Annotated in this window: 14 protein-coding genes; 1 reads left to right on the plus strand and 13 read right to left on the minus strand. The window is 40.0% G+C overall.

Going from position 1 to position 19,554, the window contains the following annotated elements:
* Positions 1-249 precede the first annotated feature (249 nt).
* Positions 250-1,683, minus strand: a complete 1,434-nt coding sequence (nhaC, locus tag JOC83_RS09505) for a Na+/H+ antiporter NhaC (protein WP_205186562.1) — start codon at positions 1,681-1,683, stop codon at positions 250-252.
* 221 nt (positions 1,684-1,904) lie between these two features.
* On the opposite strand from nhaC (JOC83_RS09505), the gene JOC83_RS09510 reads away from it, so the two are divergent.
* Positions 1,905-2,447, plus strand: a complete 543-nt coding sequence (locus JOC83_RS09510; protein WP_205186564.1) for a DUF420 domain-containing protein — start codon at positions 1,905-1,907, stop codon at positions 2,445-2,447.
* 173 nt (positions 2,448-2,620) lie between these two features.
* On the opposite strand, the gene JOC83_RS09515 is transcribed toward JOC83_RS09510, so the two are convergent.
* The 12 genes from JOC83_RS09515 to JOC83_RS09570 all read right to left on the minus strand — a co-directional run bounded on the left by JOC83_RS09515 (position 2,621) and on the right by JOC83_RS09570 (position 19,487).
* On the minus strand, positions 2,621-3,613 hold the full coding sequence (locus tag JOC83_RS09515) for a LacI family DNA-binding transcriptional regulator (RefSeq protein WP_205186566.1): 993 nt from the start codon (positions 3,611-3,613) through the stop codon (positions 2,621-2,623).
* 18 nt (positions 3,614-3,631) lie between these two features.
* Entirely contained in the window at positions 3,632-4,675 is a 1,044-nt protein-coding gene (locus tag JOC83_RS09520; protein WP_205186567.1) for an aldose epimerase family protein, read from the minus strand.
* A gap of 75 nt (positions 4,676-4,750) precedes the next feature.
* On the minus strand, positions 4,751-5,740 hold the full coding sequence (gene galE / locus JOC83_RS09525) for a UDP-glucose 4-epimerase GalE (RefSeq protein WP_205186569.1): 990 nt from the start codon (positions 5,738-5,740) through the stop codon (positions 4,751-4,753).
* The gene (locus JOC83_RS09530; protein WP_205186571.1) at positions 5,737-6,921 is read right to left on the minus strand and encodes a galactokinase; all 1,185 of its coding nucleotides are present in this window, start codon (positions 6,919-6,921) and stop codon (positions 5,737-5,739) included. The genes galE and JOC83_RS09530 overlap by 4 nt, the downstream gene beginning before the upstream one ends.
* A complete protein-coding gene (locus JOC83_RS09535; protein ID WP_205186573.1) occupies positions 6,908-8,878 on the minus strand; it encodes a beta-galactosidase in 1,971 nt (656 codons plus the stop codon). The genes JOC83_RS09530 and JOC83_RS09535 overlap by 14 nt, the downstream gene beginning before the upstream one ends.
* A 2-nt stretch (positions 8,879-8,880) precedes the next feature.
* Positions 8,881-11,112 (minus strand): alpha-galactosidase, encoded by a 2,232-nt coding sequence (locus JOC83_RS09540; protein ID WP_205186575.1) that lies wholly within the window; start codon positions 11,110-11,112, stop codon positions 8,881-8,883.
* A 12-nt stretch (positions 11,113-11,124) separates the two neighbouring features.
* Positions 11,125-12,849 carry a glycoside hydrolase family 35 protein gene (locus JOC83_RS09545; RefSeq protein ID WP_205186577.1) on the minus strand — a complete coding sequence of 575 codons (1,725 nt, stop codon included), beginning with the start codon at positions 12,847-12,849 and terminating at the stop codon, positions 11,125-11,127.
* 10 nt (positions 12,850-12,859) lie between these two features.
* On the minus strand, positions 12,860-13,651 hold the full coding sequence (locus tag JOC83_RS09550) for a carbohydrate ABC transporter permease (RefSeq protein WP_239583475.1): 792 nt from the start codon (positions 13,649-13,651) through the stop codon (positions 12,860-12,862).
* An 85-nt stretch (positions 13,652-13,736) separates the two neighbouring features.
* Positions 13,737-14,588 carry a carbohydrate ABC transporter permease gene (locus JOC83_RS09555; protein WP_205186581.1) on the minus strand — a complete coding sequence of 284 codons (852 nt, stop codon included), beginning with the start codon at positions 14,586-14,588 and terminating at the stop codon, positions 13,737-13,739.
* A gap of 81 nt (positions 14,589-14,669) precedes the next feature.
* Positions 14,670-15,941 (minus strand): ABC transporter substrate-binding protein, encoded by a 1,272-nt coding sequence (locus tag JOC83_RS09560; RefSeq protein ID WP_205186583.1) that lies wholly within the window; start codon positions 15,939-15,941, stop codon positions 14,670-14,672.
* 281 nt (positions 15,942-16,222) lie between these two features.
* Positions 16,223-17,689 (minus strand): Na+/H+ antiporter NhaC, encoded by a 1,467-nt coding sequence (gene nhaC / locus JOC83_RS09565; RefSeq protein WP_205186585.1) that lies wholly within the window; start codon positions 17,687-17,689, stop codon positions 16,223-16,225.
* 211 nt (positions 17,690-17,900) lie between these two features.
* Complete coding sequence (locus JOC83_RS09570) at positions 17,901-19,487, minus strand: gamma-glutamyltransferase family protein (protein ID WP_338038895.1); 1,587 nt, start codon at positions 19,485-19,487, stop codon at positions 17,901-17,903.
* Positions 19,488-19,554 lie beyond the last annotated feature (67 nt).

Genomic DNA, 19,554 nt, shown 5'->3' on the forward strand with positions numbered 1-19,554 from the left:
AGCAAAAGTTCTCTCTTTCCATGAAGGGTCTTGAAAAAGCAACCGTTAGTGAGAAAAGAACCTAGAAAAACACTCAAAATGAAAAAAAGTTTAAAAAACCGATTCATCCTCCACCTACTCACTGTGTTCCTTGAGGTGGGGGTCTTCTCGGTAAACATGATAAAACGAAACCACGCTAGAGTCTTTCCATTTGAAAAGCATTCACATCATGGTTTCGTCTGTACGTTATATGAACTCGCTCAGTTTTACCTACACGTTTAACGACTGATCTTTTCTCTTTTCATCATTTGCTGCTCGCTCTTCGTCTGTCATGTATGTGATTTTAAAACCAACGAGTGCCATAATGATTGCAATGATTGGGCCCATGTAATTTAACACGGCATACGGTGCATACTCAAACGGATGCACGCTTAATGTTGCGAAAATAAAGACGGCGCATGTGTTCCAGGGCACGAATACACTTGTAACGGTTCCCCCATCTTCTACGGCACGAGATAAGTTTTTAGGATGAAGATTTTTCTCTCGGTAAGCTTCCGAGTACATGCGTCCAGGTAGTACGACCGATATGTATTGTTCAGCAGCCGCTACGTTTGTGAAAAACGCTGATACAATTGTAGTCACAACTAAGCTACGCGCTGTTTTTGCTAGTGTTAAAATTTTCTTTACAATTGCTTTTAACATCCCTGTATGCTCAAGAACACCACCAAATGTCATCGCCACAATCGTTAACGATACGGTATACATCATCGCGTCAATTCCACCGCGATTAAATAACGAATCGACAAGCTCGTTACCTGATTCTATGCTAAATCCATCATTTAGCGTATTTACTGCCTCGCCAATCGAACCACCTTGTACAAAAATGTGACAAAGCCATCCTAAAATGATCCCAACGGTTAACGCTGGTAGTGCTGGTACTTTTCTTGCGACTAGCACGATGACAATCAGCGGTATGACTAACAACCAAGGTGAGATGACAAAGTTATCTTGTAATGACTTCATCACACTATCAATGTTTTCACTGTTTAATGAATTCTTCCCATATTGACGTCCCATGACGGTGTAAACAATCAATGCAACCACCAATGCCGGAATCGTTGTATAAAACATATGTTTAATATGATCAAATAAATCGGCACCGGCGATTCCTGCTGCTAAGTTTGTTGTATCCGAAAGCGGTGACATTTTATCTCCAAAGTAAGCACCGGAAATGATTGCACCCGCTACAACTGGAGCTGGAATTCCCATGCTAATTCCGATTCCCATTCCTGCCACACCAATTGTCCCCATCGTTGACCATGAACTACCAATTGCCAATGCTACAATGGCACAAATGACGGTCATGGATACTAAGAAAAGCGATGGTGAAATGATTTTTAATCCATAATAAATCATCGTAGCGACAATCCCTCCGCCTATCCAAGCACCAATTGTTAATCCAACCATAATAATAATAACGATTGCTGGTAAAGCAAGCCGAATTCCTTCATAGATTCCTTTTTCAATTTCATTCCATCGAAAGCCAACTTGCCATGCAATGAAAGCAGCCACAACGGTTCCTAAAATGAGCGGAATGTGTGGACTTCCTTCAAACTTTACAATGGTTGTTGCCATCGCGATTACCATTACTACTAGTGGAGTGATCGCGAGTAAAAAAGGAATGTCTTTTCTTTCTGTCTTCATTTCTGTTCCCCCTACCCTTGATGTTTGCATCGCTTTTGTTTTATAACCCCTTTACGACACGACTAAATTATAGCGAAATATCTAAATAAATACAATATACAGAAAATTAAAGAAGACGGTTGTTCTTATACATAAAAAGTTGCGTTCAGTTTCCAAACAACTTATTATTATTTGTGACGCAATTCACATATATAAAGGCTTTTTAAAAAGGAGGAACTAGCTTGAGCGAAGCACCAAAAACAAATCGTAACTTTACAGGTCTTGTTGTGACCGTTTCTATTCTTGTTAATGCACTTATTTTAACCCTTTTCTTTTCGCCAATTGGTTATCAAGGTGAGGTCACGTTTGATATTCATATCTTTCCTCGTATCAATGCAGTACTTAACAGCTTTACATTTATTTTCTTAGTAGCAGCTTTGTATTTTATTAAAAAGAAAAACGTCAAATTGCACCGACGTTTTATTTTTGCGGCGTTTACATCCACCTTGTTATTCTGTGTATCATACTTAACGTATCACTACATGTCGGTTGAACGTACGTACTACGGTGGAGAAGGCTTTATGAAAACTCTCTACCTATTTATCTTAACAACGCACAGTGTATTAGCAGCAATTATTGTCCCACTTGCGCTTTTCTCACTCATTTACGGGTTAACAAATCAACTTACAAAACACCGTAAAATTGTGCGCTGGAGCATGCCTATTTGGTTATATGTTAGCTTTACAGGCGTCATTGTATATTTAATGATTTCGCCTTACTATTAAAAAAGCCACCTATTAAGGTGGTTTTTTTACTTCCTGATGGAGGATAGAAGGATTGAGTATGTTCTACTAATGAACAGAGCTTACAATAAAACTTACTTGAAAAATAAAAATAGCAGCCCAGTCTCTAGATCATTGGTCTGCTATTTTTATCTTGTGATAGCCTCATCACTTTTTCAACTACTTCCTCTTAATACAAGCTCCGTTGGCACCACGACTTTTTTAGGGATCTTACGGTCACTCAACCTCTCCATCAGTAAGTCTACTGCTGTCTCCCCCATAAATTCGGTATGCACTTTAACCGTGCTTAACGCAGGATAAATATATTTTGAAACGCTGACATCGTTTACTCCGATGATGCTTACTCGCTCTGGTACGGCAATCTTTTCTTCATGAAGCGCACGCAAACAGCCAATGGCAATGGAATCATTACCTGCAAAGAAAGCAGTAGGGAGATTGTCACCATGTTCAGCAATCGCTTTTTTCATCAGCTCATAGCCTTCGTTTACAGTAAATGTCCCTACATACAAATACGATTCTTCTAATAAACCGTGCTTCGCTAAAAATGACTTCACCGTTTCTTCTCTCACGTCTTCAATATAAGCAGTGCGGTCTTTAAATTGCTCACGACCGCCAATATAACCAATTTTTTTATGACCATGCTCTATAAAGTGCTGCAAGACTTTTTCTGTTGCACGCTGAAAGTCCACAACGACTGAGTCACACTCATCATCATTTGGACTGTAATCAACAAACACAATGTTTTCAGTCACTTGCTTCAACTGCTCTACTTCTTTTTCACTGTACTTACCAATTGCAATCATACCTTGTATAGGTATAGGTGCAGATTGAAGGTCACCTAAGTTAGGCTGCGAATACTTTATTACTTGAAGGTCATGAGTTTGACAACGCTGTTCAGCACCTAAACGAATTGACATATAGTAGATATCATCTAATTCTTCTTTCTCTGTGTACCAATTAATCATCCCAATTTTAGACGTCGAAACCTTTTTCGTCTGTAATTTTTTATATGAAAGGTCCTCTGCAATCTCAAAAATTTTCTTCTTTGTTTCATCACTCACGGACAATGTCGCATCATAGTTTAACACGCGTGATACAGTGGCGATGGATACGCCTGCTTTTTCTGCTATGTCTCGAATCGTTGCCATCTCATTCCCCTTCCTTTCTTATCTTACGCCGAATCGAACAATTGTTTTCGCCTTATACGGAACACCTGCTTCTACCTCAATTGATGGAAAATGATTGTGGTGAATCGCATCTGGCAGCCCTTGTGTTTCAAAGCACACACCTAAATAAGGTCGACACTGTACGCCTCTCATAGACGCTGAGGGTAGAAAATTTCCTGTGTACATGACTAGACCAACCTGATCCGTTTCAATCGAAAGTGTACGTCCACTCTGTGGTTCAACAAGCTCAACCGCATTGTCTTCGCCTTCGTTTAGTAAAAACGGATGATCAAATCCATTCCCGACTAATTGAATTTGAAGATGAGTTGAATCCATTCCTTTTCCAATTGGCTGAAACTCTCTAAAATCAAATGGTGTACCTTCTACATCTAAAAATGCTCCAGTTGGAATGAACTCCTCGTTCAACTCTAAAAACTTCTCACTATTTAACTTCAACTCATGATTTTTTATGTCTCGTTTTAAATTCCCACTTAAATTGAAATATGTATGATTCGTCATGTTCAATAACGTTTTTTGATCAGATAATCCGTCATATGTCATAATTAGTTCATTCTTGTTCGTTACGGTATATGTCACCGATAACGAGACCGTTCCTGGATACTGTTCTTCTCCATCAGGACTTATGTATGTAAAGCGAATACCAACTTGCTCCTCTTCTTCCATTATATCAGCTTTCCAAACACGATGGCTAATTCCTTTTGTACCGCCATGAAGATGATTGTTTCCATGATTCTTGACTAATTCAACGTGCTGTCCATCTAATTCAAATGAGCCACCAGCAATTCGCCCTGCCACTCGGCCAACAATCGCTCCTAAATAAGCAGGATTCGGTATGTATTCTTCTAAATGATCGTAACCTAACACGACGTTCTCCATATTCCCAAAACGATCTGGTGTTAAAATACGCGTAATGATGCATCCATAATCTAAACACGTTACCGTCATACCTTTGTCGTTCACTAACGTATATTCATGAACTTCCTTCTGTTCCACAAACCCTAAAGACTTTTTCATCACGTTCATATGCACCCACTCCTTTTCGTTAATTTTTTCCAGTATCTCTGTGGAAGAAAGGCTCCGCCTAACGGAGCCTTGTCATTAGTCTTCGTATCCGTGTGGATGATGCTGATGCCAGTTCCACGCGTCTTGAATGATTTTATGAATCGACGTACGCTCTGGCTCCCAGCCTAATACGTCTTTTGCTTTTGCAGACGAAGCAATTAATTTACTTGGGTCGCCTGCGCGTCTTTCTCCGACTTGTGCTGGAATTGGATGTTTCGTTACATCACGCACTGCATCGACAATTTCTTTTACAGAGAAGCCTTGACTGCTTCCAAGGTTAAAGACATTACTTTCTCCACCGCTGCGTAAGTAATTCAACGCTAAAAGATGTGCAGCAATTAAGTCTTCTACATGAATGTAGTCTCGAACGCATGTCCCGTCTAGTGTGTCGTAATCTTCACCAAAGATTGTAATGTGCTCACGCTGCCCAAGCGCAACTTGTAATACAACGGGGATAAGGTGTGTTTCTGGTGAATGATCTTCACCAATTTTTCCGTCTTCACGTGCACCTGCTACGTTAAAATAACGAAGCGATACATATTTCATACCATAAGCAGCATCGCACCACTTCATTAACTTTTCCATCGTGAGCTTTGTTTCACCATACGTGTTTGTTGGAACAGTTGGCATCTCTTCTGTGATCGGTACGATTTCAGGCTCACCGTATGTGGCAGCTGTTGACGAGAACACAATTTTCTTTACGTCAAATTCATTCATTACATCTAAAAGGACTTGCGTTCCATATACGTTGTTATCAAAATATTTAATTGGGTTTGTCATCGACTCTCCAACAAGTGAATTGGCTGCAAAGTGAAGAACACCATCAATTTGCTCTTTCGAAAACACATCGCGTAAAAATGCTTTATCACGAATATCGCCCTCGTAAAATGTCGCGTCTGGATGTATGGCTCCTCTATGACCCGTTTGAAGATTATCAACGACTACTACCTGCTCATTCTGATCAATTAGTTGATAAACAGCATGCGAACCAATATATCCTGCTCCACCTAATACTAAAATACTCATCCAACCATCGCCTCTCTTTTTAATTCTCTTGCTCCGTCTCCGATGCTCGCTTCATAAAACGTTGCGTCATATCCGATTCGCTCTTGATATTCAGCTCCAACTTTTTCAATAAATTCTTTTACATACAGTTTATCAACAATGGCAATTGCACAGCCACCAAAACCTGCTCCTGTCATTCGTGCACCAACAACACCTTGTTGCTTCCACGCCACTTCAACTAACGTGTCTAACTCGACTCCTGTTACTTCATAATCATCGCGAAGTGAACGGTGTGATGCATTCATCAGTTCACCAAAATGATAGAGGTCATGACGCTTTAACGCTTCAATTGCTTTCAACGTACGTCTACTCTCATAGACCGCATGCTTTGCCCGTTTTTCCCACGTATCATTTGTAATGACGTGTTTATGTGACTCGAACTGCTCTTCAGTTAATTCACCGAGTGCTTCAATATTAACAACAGCTTGCAACTCGTGTAATGCAGCTTCACATTCACTGCGACGTTCATTGTACTTAGAATCTGCTAGTTCACGACGCTTGTTTGTGTTCATAATCACAATGGAATGGTCATCTACATTCATCGGTGCATATTCATATTGCAACGTTTGACAATCTAATAGAATCGCATGATGTTCTTTTCCCATCCCAATGGCAAATTGATCCATAATGCCGCTATTTACTCCGATAAACTCATTCTCTACTTGTTTCCCAATCTTCACTAAGTCTAATCGTTCAAGATGAAGCTGGAACAAGCTTTCTAGTAAAATACCTGTGACAAGCTCGATAGAAGCAGATGAGGACAACCCTGCACCGTTCGGGATCGTACCATGATACACCACATCAAGTCCATTTGTAATGGAGTGGCCTTGCGCTTTTAAATACGCAAGCATGCCTTTTGGATAATTCGTCCAATCATGTTCTTTTCGATACTGTAGGTCATTGAGAGAGAACTCAATGACCCCTTTCTCTGGAAAGTTAACAGAGTACATACGAATGCGATCATCATCTCGCTTACGTGCAAGAGCCGTTGTACCAAATGTAATCGCACATGGAAACACATGTCCACCATTGTAGTCTGTATGCTCGCCAATTAAATTAATGCGACCTGGTGCGAAAAAAACACGGTAGTCATCATATTGAAACTTCTCAACAAATATACGAGCTAGTTCACGATAATTCATGAAGTTCGCCTCCTTCTTCCTTCTTAAAGAAGACGCACTCATATGGTTGTAATGTTCGACCGCTAAAGCTCTCTTCATACCCGTTATGGTTAATAACCACTACATACGTTTCGTCACCAACAACACGCTGAACCGCTTCAACACCTGCACTTGTTTCCATCGTTTGTAGCTGAACATCTTTTGCGATTTCTTCTGCAATGTTACATAATGTATCAACTTCAACACCGCCACCTACATAGTACGCTTTACCCGCACCAAATTCATTCACCGTGATGCACGCATAGTCGCTATAGAAGTAATCGTTGTATTGATACAGTGTTTTTGCCGTTGTTGGTTGCACGATATCTCGCCATACGGTACAAGAGCTTTCGTCACCAGAAGGAGAAATAATTGGCGCTGATTGTCCTTCATGCAGTGATTCTGCTTCTTCTATTTCAATTCCTAACAGATCTGCTAGCTTACCTGGCGACATCACACCAAACGGAATGTTGTTGTATTCATCTTTTACACCCGCACGATACGATACAATCACGGTTCCACCATTTTTCGTGAACGCTTCTAATCGCGCTGCTAACTCTGGTTTTACCATTTTCATAACTGGTACAACGACAACTTTGTATTGAGAGAAATCGTGATCGTAGCGAATCACATCAATGGATGCGTTTTGACGATGAAACGGCTCATATAAACGTACAAGCTCTTTCGTAAAGTTAAACATCGAGCTTTGACGCTGCGCACGCCATGACCACACATTATCAAAATCATATAGAACGGCTACTTCTGCTTGAATAGGTGCATCAAATACATGTTCATAGTTACGAATATGGTGGAAGAACTCTTGAACTTCGTTGTACTTTCTCGTTTTCTTATTGTTCGCATCTACAATACCTAAGCAATACTGCTCAGCACCTCGGTTCATCCCTCTCCAGCGGAAGTACAGCATGTTAGTACAACCGTGAGCAAACGCATGATATGACCACGCTTTTGCTTGGTTTGGTCTTGGTAAATATCCGATAACATCATGTCCTTGTGCACCCATTAATTGTTCAACAATCCAGAAGTTTTCCTTCTTTAAACCACGTACAAAATCTAAGGAAGCAGAGAGTTCAGCCGGTGTAACAGGCTCCTTTAAACCTCCCCATACTGGATAATTATCGTATGATACATAATCTAAATCACGCGTAAACTCATTATGATCAAACCATTTATCAAAGAATCCACCTGGTAAGTTTGTTGTAACTGTTTGGTGATCACCTTTGATTTCTTTGACAAGGTTAATATGTTTTAAAGCAAATTGACTTAATGAGTAAGAGCGAAAGCGTGCCCAATCTGATAATAAAGACGGATTATGAACCGTAATTGTTTTCTTTGGCACTGGAATTTCTGAAAAGTCATTGTACGTTTGACCCCAGAAAATCGTCCCCCACTTTTCATTTAATTCATCAATCGTGTTATATTTCTTCTCCAAAAATGTTTGAAAATCTGCGTGACATTGCCCGCAATAACACATGTCGCTTCCTTCATGACCAAATTCGTTATCAATTTGCCACGCGATGATTGCTTCTTCACCTTTGTAGTGTTTCACAACTTTTTCTGCAATTCTTAACGAATATTCTTGATACACGCGAGAATTATAGCAATATTGACGGCGTCCGCCGAATGCCATCTTTTGTCCATTTTCATCTTCAATAAAAATACTTGGATGCTTTTTGGCTAACCATGCTGGAAAAGTTGCTGTTGGTGTTCCAAACATAATCTTAAAATCGTACTGTTTGATTTTTTCGATGGCTGCATCAAAGAATGAAAAATCGAATTGTCCTTCTTCCTTCTCCATTAAATGCCATGCAAACTCACCGATACGAACAATATTTACACCCATTTCTTTCATTCTTGTTAAATCGTCTTCCATTAAACTTAAATCCCAATGTTCTGGATAATAATCAACGCCTACATACATGTTCATTCACCTCGTTGTGTAAGATAGAAGATTTGTGATTGATAATCTCCGCCTCGTGCTGCTTTTGAACCATTGACACCGTTAAATTCTGTTGGAAGTTGAATGCCTACTTGCATTAACTCATCTCCATAAAACGTGCCAGCTAATCCTTCAATTTCATACTCTACTTGTTCATGTAGTCCGACTAGCGGAAGTGTTTGTTGTGTTTTATTTGCTGGAGTTGCGAGCACTTTGTACCAACCAACTAAAGCTTCTGATTGATCTTCACTCACAACCATCCACGCTGTTTCATTGTGATGAAATGGACTTTGCAAACGATAAAAATGTCCATCTCGAACGAGCGAACGGTGCTTTTTATAAAACGTAATTTGCTCCTTTACCGCAGCCTTTTCATCATCCGTCATATCAATTGGATTCAATTCATAGCCGAATGTGCCAAAATATGCGGTATTTGCTCTCGTTTCAAGCGGTGTAACACGCAATGTTTGATGATTCGGAACCGCTGATATGTGCGAACCAATACTATACAGCGGATACGCAAATGATGTACCATATTGAATTTTCAAGCGTTCCACTGAATCCGTATCATCACTTGTCCAAGCTTGTGGTGCATAATGTAACAAGGCTGGATCAAAGCGTCCTCCTCCTGCTGCGCATGACTCAAATAACACATGTGGGTAGTTTGTTGTTAGGCGGTCATACAACTTGTATACTCCTAGGATATAGCGATGGAAAAACTCGCCTTGCTGATCCGTTTCCAATCCAAGTGAATAGGCCTCTGTAATGTTACGGTTCATATCCCATTTGATATATGACAGCCCTGTTTTCTCGATAATACCTGCGATTTTTTCATACAAGTAGTTAATGACCTCATCTCGTGAATAGTCTAACACAAGCTGATTACGACCGAGAGTTTGTGGGGCACCTGGCGTATGAATGGCCCATTCTGGATGCTCTTTATACAACTCACTCACAGGATTCACCATTTCAGGCTCAAACCATAATCCAAATTTTAAGCCGAGATCATGAATTCTCTTTGACACACCTTCTAAACCGTTTGGTAATTTCGTACGATCTTCCCACCAATCGCCCAATGACGTTGTGTCATTATCACGTTTACCAAACCAGCCATCATCAAGAACGAACAGTTCCACCCCTAACTCTTTTGCTTCCATTGCAATATCAACTAGCTTTTCTTCATTGAAATCAAAATAAGTCGCTTCCCAATTATTGATTAATACAGGACGCTCTTCCTTTTTCCACTGCTCTGGAATAAGCTGCTCACGATACACGTTATGAAAGGCTTGACTCATGCCATTTAATCCTGTGTTAGAGTAAGCCATCACCACTTCTGGAGCTTGGAACTCTTCACCTGCTTTTAACTTCCACTCAAATCGGAATGGATGAATCCCCATTGTAAGACGAGCTACATCGTAATGGTCCACTTCGACTTGTGCTAAAAAGTTACTGCTGTAAACAAAGTTAAACCCATACGCCTCACCCGTGTGCTCGGTTGTTTGAGGACGACGAAGTGCTAAAAATGGATTGTGCTGATGAGAGCTTGCTCCTTTCATACTTGAAACGGACTGAATTCCCATTTGAAGCGGACGCTCTAACACATGGCGCTCTCTTGACCATGCACCTGATAATTGAATCATTGTAAAGTCTTTATCAGCAAAGTCTACAGATGCACTCATCATTCGTTCAATGTATAAGGCTTCTGAGCCACCATTACTAATTGAAGCACTTCTTGTCATAATCGGATGATGCTTAAAAATTGTATAGTGAAGCTGTAATTCCGCTTGCATACGTGTATCTTTTAAGATAATGGTTAATGTTTCCGCTTCATCATCGGATGCATACGTTGCTGGAAGACCCGCTAACGCAGGCTTTCCTTTCGTGACCGAATATGAATCGTATTGAAAATTGGAAATGTGGCTACCATCTTGACTACGAAGACTCATGGCAGGTTCACGAAAATCAGATGTACCATAGCTTGGGTATTCTTGACGAGCCGTTTCTAAGCTAAACGCTGGGTCGTCTGCATATAAGTGGCAGCTTGCAGCCGTTGGCACGTCATAACGCTGCAAATGTGAAAAATCAGCGCGATGACGAAGAGCTTTTCCATAATAAAGATGACCTAGCTGTTGATTCTTCATAATGTGAAAGATATAGCTCACTTGACCATTTGTTAAATGAAATTGTTTCGTTTCTTCATTAATGTGAATAAGCATTCTTTCTCTCCTCTATTTGCCTAATTTCGGTGTATCCGTAAACGTAATGATGTTCGTTTCATTTCCTTCTAGTTCTAACACAATAACCTCATTAGTCCCTTTATTTAACAACGGACCAGGTACGTACAATGTTTCTTGAGGCCCAACCGACCAATAGCGCCCAAGATTAAAGCCGTTCACAAACACATTTCCTTTCGTCCATCCTTTTAGCTCAATAAATGTGTCTGCTAATTCATCGACTTCAAGCGTTCCTCTGTAAAATCTCGGATAACGCTCATCTGTTCCAACATGAAAGGTGGTTGGTAATGTATGTAGTTCAATGGGATACATGTCCCACTCAAACACATATTGATTGTTAATCCAAAGTGGACCGATGATTCCTTTCGCATCTTTTAAATGCTTTCCGTAATTAACGCGCCCCATATTCTCGACTAGAAGCTCAATGACGTTCTCTTCTTGATTTAATTGAAGTGACACCATCTTTTCTTGATCGTTGCGATAGATCGTTTGTTGATACATACCGTTTACATAAATGAATGCACGGTCTCTAATCGGTGTAATGTCAAGCTCTACCGTTCCTTGAAACGCAACGGTCGTTTTATATAAAGTAAAGCCGAAATTCTGATTCAGTTGTTCCATCGCAAGTGGATATGCATGTGTTACTTTTTCACTAATCAAAGAAAGTGTATCAAACAAACTTACCTGTTCCTGTAATTCTACTGTTCCATATGCTTTCTTTGGAATCTTTGGAATATCCAGCTCAGGGAGCTCAACGTATCGACTCATGACTTCTTTTACTTTGTTGTATTTATCAGTCATGTCTCCTGACTCGGTTAACAACGCATCATAGTCATAGCTCGTGATGGTTGGTGAATACATCTCATAATGGTTCGCTCCATTATAAAAGCCAAAGTTCGTACCACCATGGAACATATAAAAGTTCACGGAAGCTCCCACTTTTAGCATGTCATCTAACACGCGCGCTGCATCTTCTCCGTCACGCGTATGATGCTCTCCACCCCAATGATCGAACCAGCCAATCCAAAATTCAGCGCATAAACGAGGTGAATTCGGCTTAAATGCTTCAAGTGTTTGAAATGCTTCTCCAGACCTTGAGCCAAAGTTTAACGTTGTCAACACATCTGGTAGTGAACCACTTTTAATCATGTCTGGACCATCTGATGTAAACAACAAGACATCAATTCCTCGACTCACAAGTGCTTCCTTCATAAAGGACATATAATGTGCATCATTTCCATATCCACCGTATTCATTTTCAATTTGAACCGCAATGATAGGCCCACCATTTGTTGATAAATGCGGGACAATCTTTGGAATGAGAACATCATAATAATCTTCAATGTGCTTTAAATAAGATGGGTGTGAACAACGAAGCTCGATATCTTTTTCTTTTAACAACCATCCCGGTAGCCCACCGAATTCCCACTCTGCACAAATGTAAGGAGAAGGACGAACAATGACGTACATTCCTAGCTTTTCAGCTTTTTGGATGAAGGCTTCTAAATCTGCTAATCCATCAAACTGAAATTCTCCCTTTTTCGGTTCATGCACATTCCACGGCACGTATGTCTCAACCGTGTTTAATCCACACGCCTTCATTTTTAATAATCGATCCTCCCAATACTCAGGTACGATTCGAAAATAATGAAGCGCACCTGATAATAATTGAAAAGATTCATTGTTTAGTAAAAAGTGATTGTCACGTACTTGAAGCATAAACTCCCTCCTATTTCAGTGCACTTCCTAGCATTCCTGAGATAAAGTGCTTTTGAAGCGCTAAAAACACGATAATAATTGGAATGGTTGCTAGCGTTACCCCAGTCATTACTTGTCCGTAGTCAATCATCGATAGACCCATTAAACTTGAAAGAGCAACTGGGAACGTGTACATATCACTTGACGTTGTTGCAACAAGCGGCCACATAAAGTTATTCCACTGCGTCATAAATAAGAAAATCGATGTCGCTGCAATTGCCGGCTTCATTGATGGTAAAACGATTGTAAAGAAAATACGGAATTCACCCGCTCCATCTAGACGAGCTGACTCTAATAGCTCTGTTGGAAACGCTAAAAAGTTTTGTCTCATTAAAAAGATGGCAAACGGATAGCAAAGCTGTGGCGCAATAAGCGCAAAGTACGTATTTAGTAAATCTAAATCAGACATTAATTGAAACAATGGAATGATTGTCGCTTGATACGGAATCATCATTGATAATAAGAAAACGATAAAGATAGCATTTCTTCCTTTAAACTCAAACTTCGCAAGCGCATAAGCCGCTGTTGTACAAACCGCCAGTGCTGCTACGACGTATAAGCCTGACACGACTAATGAGTTAAATAACACGCGCGCAATGCCAATTGAGTCATTTAAGTTTGTAAGATTTGTCATGAACTCGCCACCTGGAATAAGCGTAGGCGGGCTCGTAAACATTTTACTAGAATGGTTGGTCGCCCCTACTAGCATCCAGTAAAATGGAAAGATTGAAATGATTGTAAAAATCCCTAACAGCACATACATGCCGACTTTTCCAAGTAAACCTTTACGTTTACGTTTCGTTTGAACAACAACTTGTTTGGTTGTTACGTTTTGAACTGTATTCATCTTATTTATCCCCCGTCACTTTAAACTGAATGAAGGTTAAGATTGCGACTAGCACGACAACTGCATAGGCAATGGCAGATGCATACCCGAAGTCAAAATACTCAAATCCACTTTGGTAGATATATAGCCCAAGAGACATCGTTGAATCGGCTGGTCCACCTTTTGTTAAGTTAAACGGCTCATCAAATAACTGAAGCGTTCCAATGGTAGAAAGAATCGCTGCGAATAAAATAACCGGCTTTAGTTGTGGAACGGTGATGGAGAAGAACTGTCTAATCTTTCCTGCCCCATCCAATGATGCAGCTTCATACATATCTTCTGAAATATTTTGTAACGCCGCCAGGAAAATAACCATGTTATACCCTGTCCAACGCCATGTCATTGCAATAATAATCGATGCTTTTGCCCAAAATGGTGTTGATAACCACTGAATGGCCTCAATCCCAAAGAAACCTAGAAAACTATTAATAACCCCTTCTTCTTGAAGCATGATCGAAAATAAAATCGAATACGCAACCAGCGACGTCACAGCCGGTAAGAAAAATGATACACGGAAAAATCCTTTTAACTTCAATAACTGGCTGTTTAATGCACTTGCTAAGATTAATGCAAGTAAAATCATCAGTGGCACTTGAATAATAAAGATAATAAAGGTATTACCTAATGCCTTTAAGAAAATTTGATCGTTCACTAATCGTATGTAGTTGTCTAATCCGATAAAAACGTATTCCCCTTGTTCCATCGTTTTAAAGCTTAATAGAAGCGATGCGATGATTGGGTAAACGGTAAATAAGGCAAATAAAACAACTGCTGGTCCAACAAATACATAAGGAAAATATTTTGTTTTATTCATACTAACCTCCGCTTTAAAACATAGGGGGCTGACTTATTAAACGCCATATGCGATTGTAAGCCATCCCCCTTTTTTGTTTTTTTACTTTATTCTGTTCTCTAAGCGACTTGTTGCTTCTTCTAATGCCTTTTCAATCGCTTTTCCATTTGTGATTTCAGATTGTGCTTTTATCGCTTCGTCTTTTGCTAATGAATAGTTTTCCGTATAGTTCACTGCTGGAATGTCAGCCATTTGATCAGCAAATACTTTCCATACCGCTTGATTACTGAAAAATTCATCGTTTGCCGTAAATAGCTCATTGTCATAGATCGTGTTCAATGATGGGAATAGACCACCCTTCATTGCTTCTAATTGCGTCTCATCAGAAGTAGAGAAAAACTCCATGAAATCATAGGCTAAGTCTGCTTTTTCACTCGATGATAGAATCATATAGTTACTACCACCTAAGTTTGATGCACGATTCTCTCCTTCTTCAAATGCTGGTAGTGGAAACACTCCCCATTTCCCTTTTGTGTCAACGGCTTGTTGTGTAAGTGAGCCTGCTAACCAAGCTCCAGATGGTGCAACTGCTACTTTTCCTTCAGCCATTGAACTAACCCATGCATCCCAACCAACTGTGTTACGCACGATTTCTGCATCTTTTAGCTTTTTGTTTACGTCCATTGCTTGTTGTGATTCTTTTGATGTTAAGTCAATTTTTCCAGCTTCGTCAAAGTAGAAAGAGCCTTGCTGATTTAACATCATGCGATATAGACCGTCATCCCCATTTAAGTCTAATCCAATGAAGTCAACACCTACTTTTTCTTTAATGACTTTACCAGCTTCAACAAAGTCATCCCACGTTTGAATGTCTTCTGCTTTAATACCTGCTTGCTCAAAGTAATCCGTACGATAGAAGACACCTGTTGGACCACCATCAAATGGGAATCCGTACACGTTTCCATCTTTCGTTAAAAGTTCCTTTTTATATGTAGGAAACTTATCTGCGTGCTCATCAAAACCCTTTTCAGATACGTTTAAAAACGCTTTCGGGAACGCATTCATATAGCCTTGAACGCGATCATCTTCAACTAGTACAATGTCTGGTAATCCTTTTCCACCCGCTTGCAGGCCTGTTGTTAACTTTGAATACACATCTCCTGTACCTGTTTCAACGACATTTAATTTAAAGCCTGGGTTTTCTTTCTCAAACTCTTCTGCTGCTTGTTCTAATACCGGAACGTTAATATTCCATGCCCAAGCTGTCAGTTCTTTTGGATCTGCTGATGTTTTTTCAGAGGAACCTCCTCCACACGCTGTTAAACCTAAAGTCAGTGCAGCTGCTACGCTAAACGTACTAAATAGCTTTTTCATTTTCATCCCCCTCATATCGTAACCGCTTTCAGTAACATCATAAAACATCTTAGTAAAAAGTTCAATAAAAATTTAACTAAAATTTTAGTAAAACTTTTCAATGATGTTTTACTTACTGATTTTACTGGGTCAATCGTAATAAAACTACTGTCGCTTTTCACAATAAACAGTAAAACGAATTGTTTTCAACGAAGCAAAAGCTTTCTTCCATTAGGTCATTTAGCAGTTGGGTGATGACTCAAAAAAGCACCTACACTTTTCGTGTAGGTGCTTACTAACATTTATGTTGCGATTTGTTCGTTTGATTTACGAATGCGTTCTTTTCGTTCGTTTAACTGTTGCTTCGACATTTTTGTAATCCCAATCCCCATGGAAGCAATAACAATTGAAATGATCGGTACCATGTAGTTTAAAATGGCATAAGGGCCATATTCAAATGGATGAACGCTTAAAGTTGAAAAAATGAACACGGCACATGTATTCCACGGAACGAATACACTCGTGACGGTTCCACCATCCTCGAGAGCACGTGATAGGTTTTTAGGATGAAGACTTTTCTCCTCATATGCGCTTGCATACATTCGACCGGGCAGAACAACCGACATGTATTGTTCTGCCGCTGCAATGTTAGTAAATATGGATGAAACAACAGTTGTCGGTACAAGCCTTCGTGATGTAGTTGCTAACTTTAGAATTTGACTCACAATTGCATTCAACATCCCTGTATGCTCCATCACGCCACCGAACGTCATGGCAACAATCACCAGTGATACCGTGAACATCATGTCGTCAATTCCACCTCGGTTAAACAACTCATCGACCATGTCATTTCCTGTAGAAATTGAAAAACCATCTTGTAATGTGTTTACTGCACTCCCAAGTGAGCCACCTTGAACAAACACATGACAAATCCACCCTAACAAAATTCCTATTCCAATTGCAGGTAGGGCAGGCACTCGGCGTGCAACCAACACAACTAACGTGAGCGGAACGAGAAGTAACCACGGCGAAATAACAAAGTTCTCTTGTAACAATTCCATAATCGTTCCAATTTGACCTGTTTTCATTTCATTCTCAGCATAGCTTCTTCCCATTACACCATATACAATAAGAGCTATGAGAAGCGCAGGAATGGTTGTGATTAACATGTACTTAATATGTTCAAATAAATTCGCACCTGCAATTCCCGCTGCCAAGTTTGTTGTATCTGACAACGGGGACAGCTTGTCTCCGAAATACGCTCCTGAAATAATGGCTCCCGCTACAACAGGTGCTGGTATTCCCATACTCACTCCAATTCCCATTCCTGCAACTCCGATTGTCCCCATCGTTGACCACGAGCTTCCGATTGCCAACGTAACTACCGCACAAATAATCGCTATTGAAACGAGAAAAAACTGCGGTGAAATAATCATTAATCCATAATAGACCATCGTCGCAACAATTCCGCCACCTAACCATGCTCCAATAATAATTCCCACCAAGATGATAATTAAGATAGCAGGTAATGCAAGACGGATCCCTTTATACGCTCCTTGTTCAATCCTCTTCCACTTATATCCTTTTCTCCACGCAATAAAAGCTGCAATCGCTGTTCCTACTAAAAGTGGGATGTGAGGACTTCCTTCAAAACGAATAATCGTTACAGCCATTGCAACTATCATCACAAGCAGCGGAATAACCGCAAGTCCAAATGATAGATCAATTTGTTCCTGGTGTTCGTTCTTTGTTATGTCATTTTTCTTCATGTTGACCTCCTCAAAAAATTCAGCACATAGTGTGTTTACCCAATTTTCTAAAAAGTAAACCTCTATCAAAAAGACCGTTCTCAACAGGAGGAAGGAGTATCCTCTCGAGAACGGTCACACAATCTCTTATATCACGATAAAATGACCGTCTAGATTAACAAGTCATCTTATTTCAAAACCGGTTATTCATCACTTGTTATACAAGTTCTCCTTATCTACCACTTTCCCAAACACCACCACGTCTTGGATCTCCAACGCCACTAATTTGATTTGTGCGCAAATCTTTCGTTAACGCTTGTACTCCTCCGTAAAACACATCGCTTCGTCTTATAGAAATATTGTAATCACCGTTTGAAATGACATCTTGAATGCTCCCTTCTAATTCTGGCTCAATCACCATATCACCTTTATCAAAAATAAAGCGACTTTGTTCCACAGCGTCTTTTAGCGATACGTCACCTTGGAAATGATGGTTCATCACTTGTGATAAAATTTGTGGAATACGCGTTCCTCCTGGCGAACCGATGCCCATTACCCACTCTCCTTGATCGCGAATAATGGTAGGTGCCGTAAACGTCCGTGCACGCTTACCACCTTCCATCGTATTGACACCGCTACTTCCAAAGGTATCTGCATTATTGTTTAAGAAAAAGCCCTTCACCTGCTTACCAATTCCGAAAAAATTACTTAATGTATTCGTTGTTGATACGGTAGTTCCTTCTTTATCAATGACCACAAAATGCGTTGTACTTTCATGTTCTTCATCATCTTTTTGACCACTATCTAAATTTTTTTCATGAAGTCTTTCAGTCAGTTTTCCAATATAATCATCAGCCACCCATTCGTCAGGTGATTGCTCTTCAAAATTCGGATCACTAATGTTAGAAATACGATCTTGATAGGCAATCTTTTTAATTTGGCCCATTGAATAGTAATACTTATTTGGATCATCTTTTGCTATCTGTTCGATCTGTTCTTTTTCCATCATCTTTAACATCTGAATTAGTGTTGTACCTGAAAATGGAGGCGGTGCTGAGATGATTTCATAACCATCATACGTTGACATCACGGGCTCACGCTCTTCTATTTCATACTCGTTTAAATCTTCAAGTGAAATATCCGTTTGATCTGCCAATGCTTTAGCTACGTCTCCTTCATAAAAACCATCTGGTCCTTCTTCTTGAATAATACGTAGCACATCCGCTAACTCAGGTTGTTTCAGAACACCACCAACTGCAATGGCTTGTTCATTCGGATAAAAGGATTTTAAGTCATCAACAGGCATACGACCTCGTGAAGCTTGAAGCCGTGAATAGAGCACACTTCCAACTTCAAATCCTTTATCTGCGTAATCAATAGCCGGCTGAATCAGTTCATCCAATGGTTTCTTTCCATATTCCTCATGGACGTATGCCATTCCTTTCACAAATCCAGGAACTCCTATCGTTCCTTCTTCTGATTCTGGAGCGACTTCACGGTAATCAATGAATGTTGGATTTTTATCTTCTTTTGCAATTAGCATGCCACCTCCGCCTCCAACTCCAGAGCCATACGGTTCCACGACACCTAGTACGTATGAAATGGCGATAGCTGCATCCACAGCGTTTCCTCCATTTTCTAACACGTCCATTCCTACTTTAGCTGCGATTGGATCTGACACACTAACTCCATACCCTACTTCTTCTTTAAACGGAAGAGGCACTTCACTAATGATGTTCGGCTGATTTTTATTAATAATAGCTGTAACGGATACAACTAAAAAGATAGCTGAAATCACAACTAGCAAAACTTTCTTCACAAACATCGCTCCTTATGGTTCTCTCGTTCGTCTATCTTTATCTTCTATCTATTTTTATTATTGTTCT

The sequence above is a fragment of the Priestia iocasae genome (assembly GCF_016909075.1).
Classification (GTDB): Bacteria; Bacillota; Bacilli; order Bacillales; family Bacillaceae_H; genus Priestia; species Priestia iocasae.

What these genes read in the sequence shown, in the direction of transcription:
- JOC83_RS09555 (WP_205186581.1), bottom strand. Translation starts at nt 14,588, where the DNA reads ATGAATAAAACAAAATATTTTCCTTATGTATTTGTTGGACCAGCAGTT.
- JOC83_RS09540 (WP_205186575.1), bottom strand. Translation starts at nt 11,112, where the DNA reads ATGCTTATTCACATTAATGAAGAAACGAAACAATTTCATTTAACAAAT.
- JOC83_RS09535 (WP_205186573.1), bottom strand. Translation starts at nt 8,878, where the DNA reads ATGTATGTAGGCGTTGATTATTATCCAGAACATTGGGATTTAAGTTTA.
- JOC83_RS09560 (WP_205186583.1), bottom strand. Translation starts at nt 15,941, where the DNA reads ATGAAAAAGCTATTTAGTACGTTTAGCGTAGCAGCTGCACTGACTTTA.
- JOC83_RS09520 (WP_205186567.1), bottom strand. Translation starts at nt 4,675, where the DNA reads ATGAACGTGATGAAAAAGTCTTTAGGGTTTGTGGAACAGAAGGAAGTT.
- JOC83_RS09550 (WP_239583475.1), bottom strand. Translation starts at nt 13,651, where the DNA reads ATGTATGTGCTGTTAGGGATTTTTACAATCATTTCAATCTTTCCATTT.
- galE (WP_205186569.1), bottom strand. Translation starts at nt 5,740, where the DNA reads ATGAGTATTTTAGTATTAGGTGGAGCAGGATATATTGGTTCGCATGCT.
- JOC83_RS09545 (WP_205186577.1), bottom strand. Translation starts at nt 12,849, where the DNA reads ATGCTTCAAGTACGTGACAATCACTTTTTACTAAACAATGAATCTTTT.
- nhaC (WP_205186562.1), bottom strand. Translation starts at nt 1,683, where the DNA reads ATGAAGACAGAAAGAAAAGACATTCCTTTTTTACTCGCGATCACTCCA.
- JOC83_RS09515 (WP_205186566.1), bottom strand. Translation starts at nt 3,613, where the DNA reads ATGGCAACGATTCGAGACATAGCAGAAAAAGCAGGCGTATCCATCGCC.
- nhaC (WP_205186585.1), bottom strand. Translation starts at nt 17,689, where the DNA reads ATGAAGAAAAATGACATAACAAAGAACGAACACCAGGAACAAATTGAT.
- JOC83_RS09530 (WP_205186571.1), bottom strand. Translation starts at nt 6,921, where the DNA reads ATGAATTATCGTGAACTAGCTCGTATATTTGTTGAGAAGTTTCAATAT.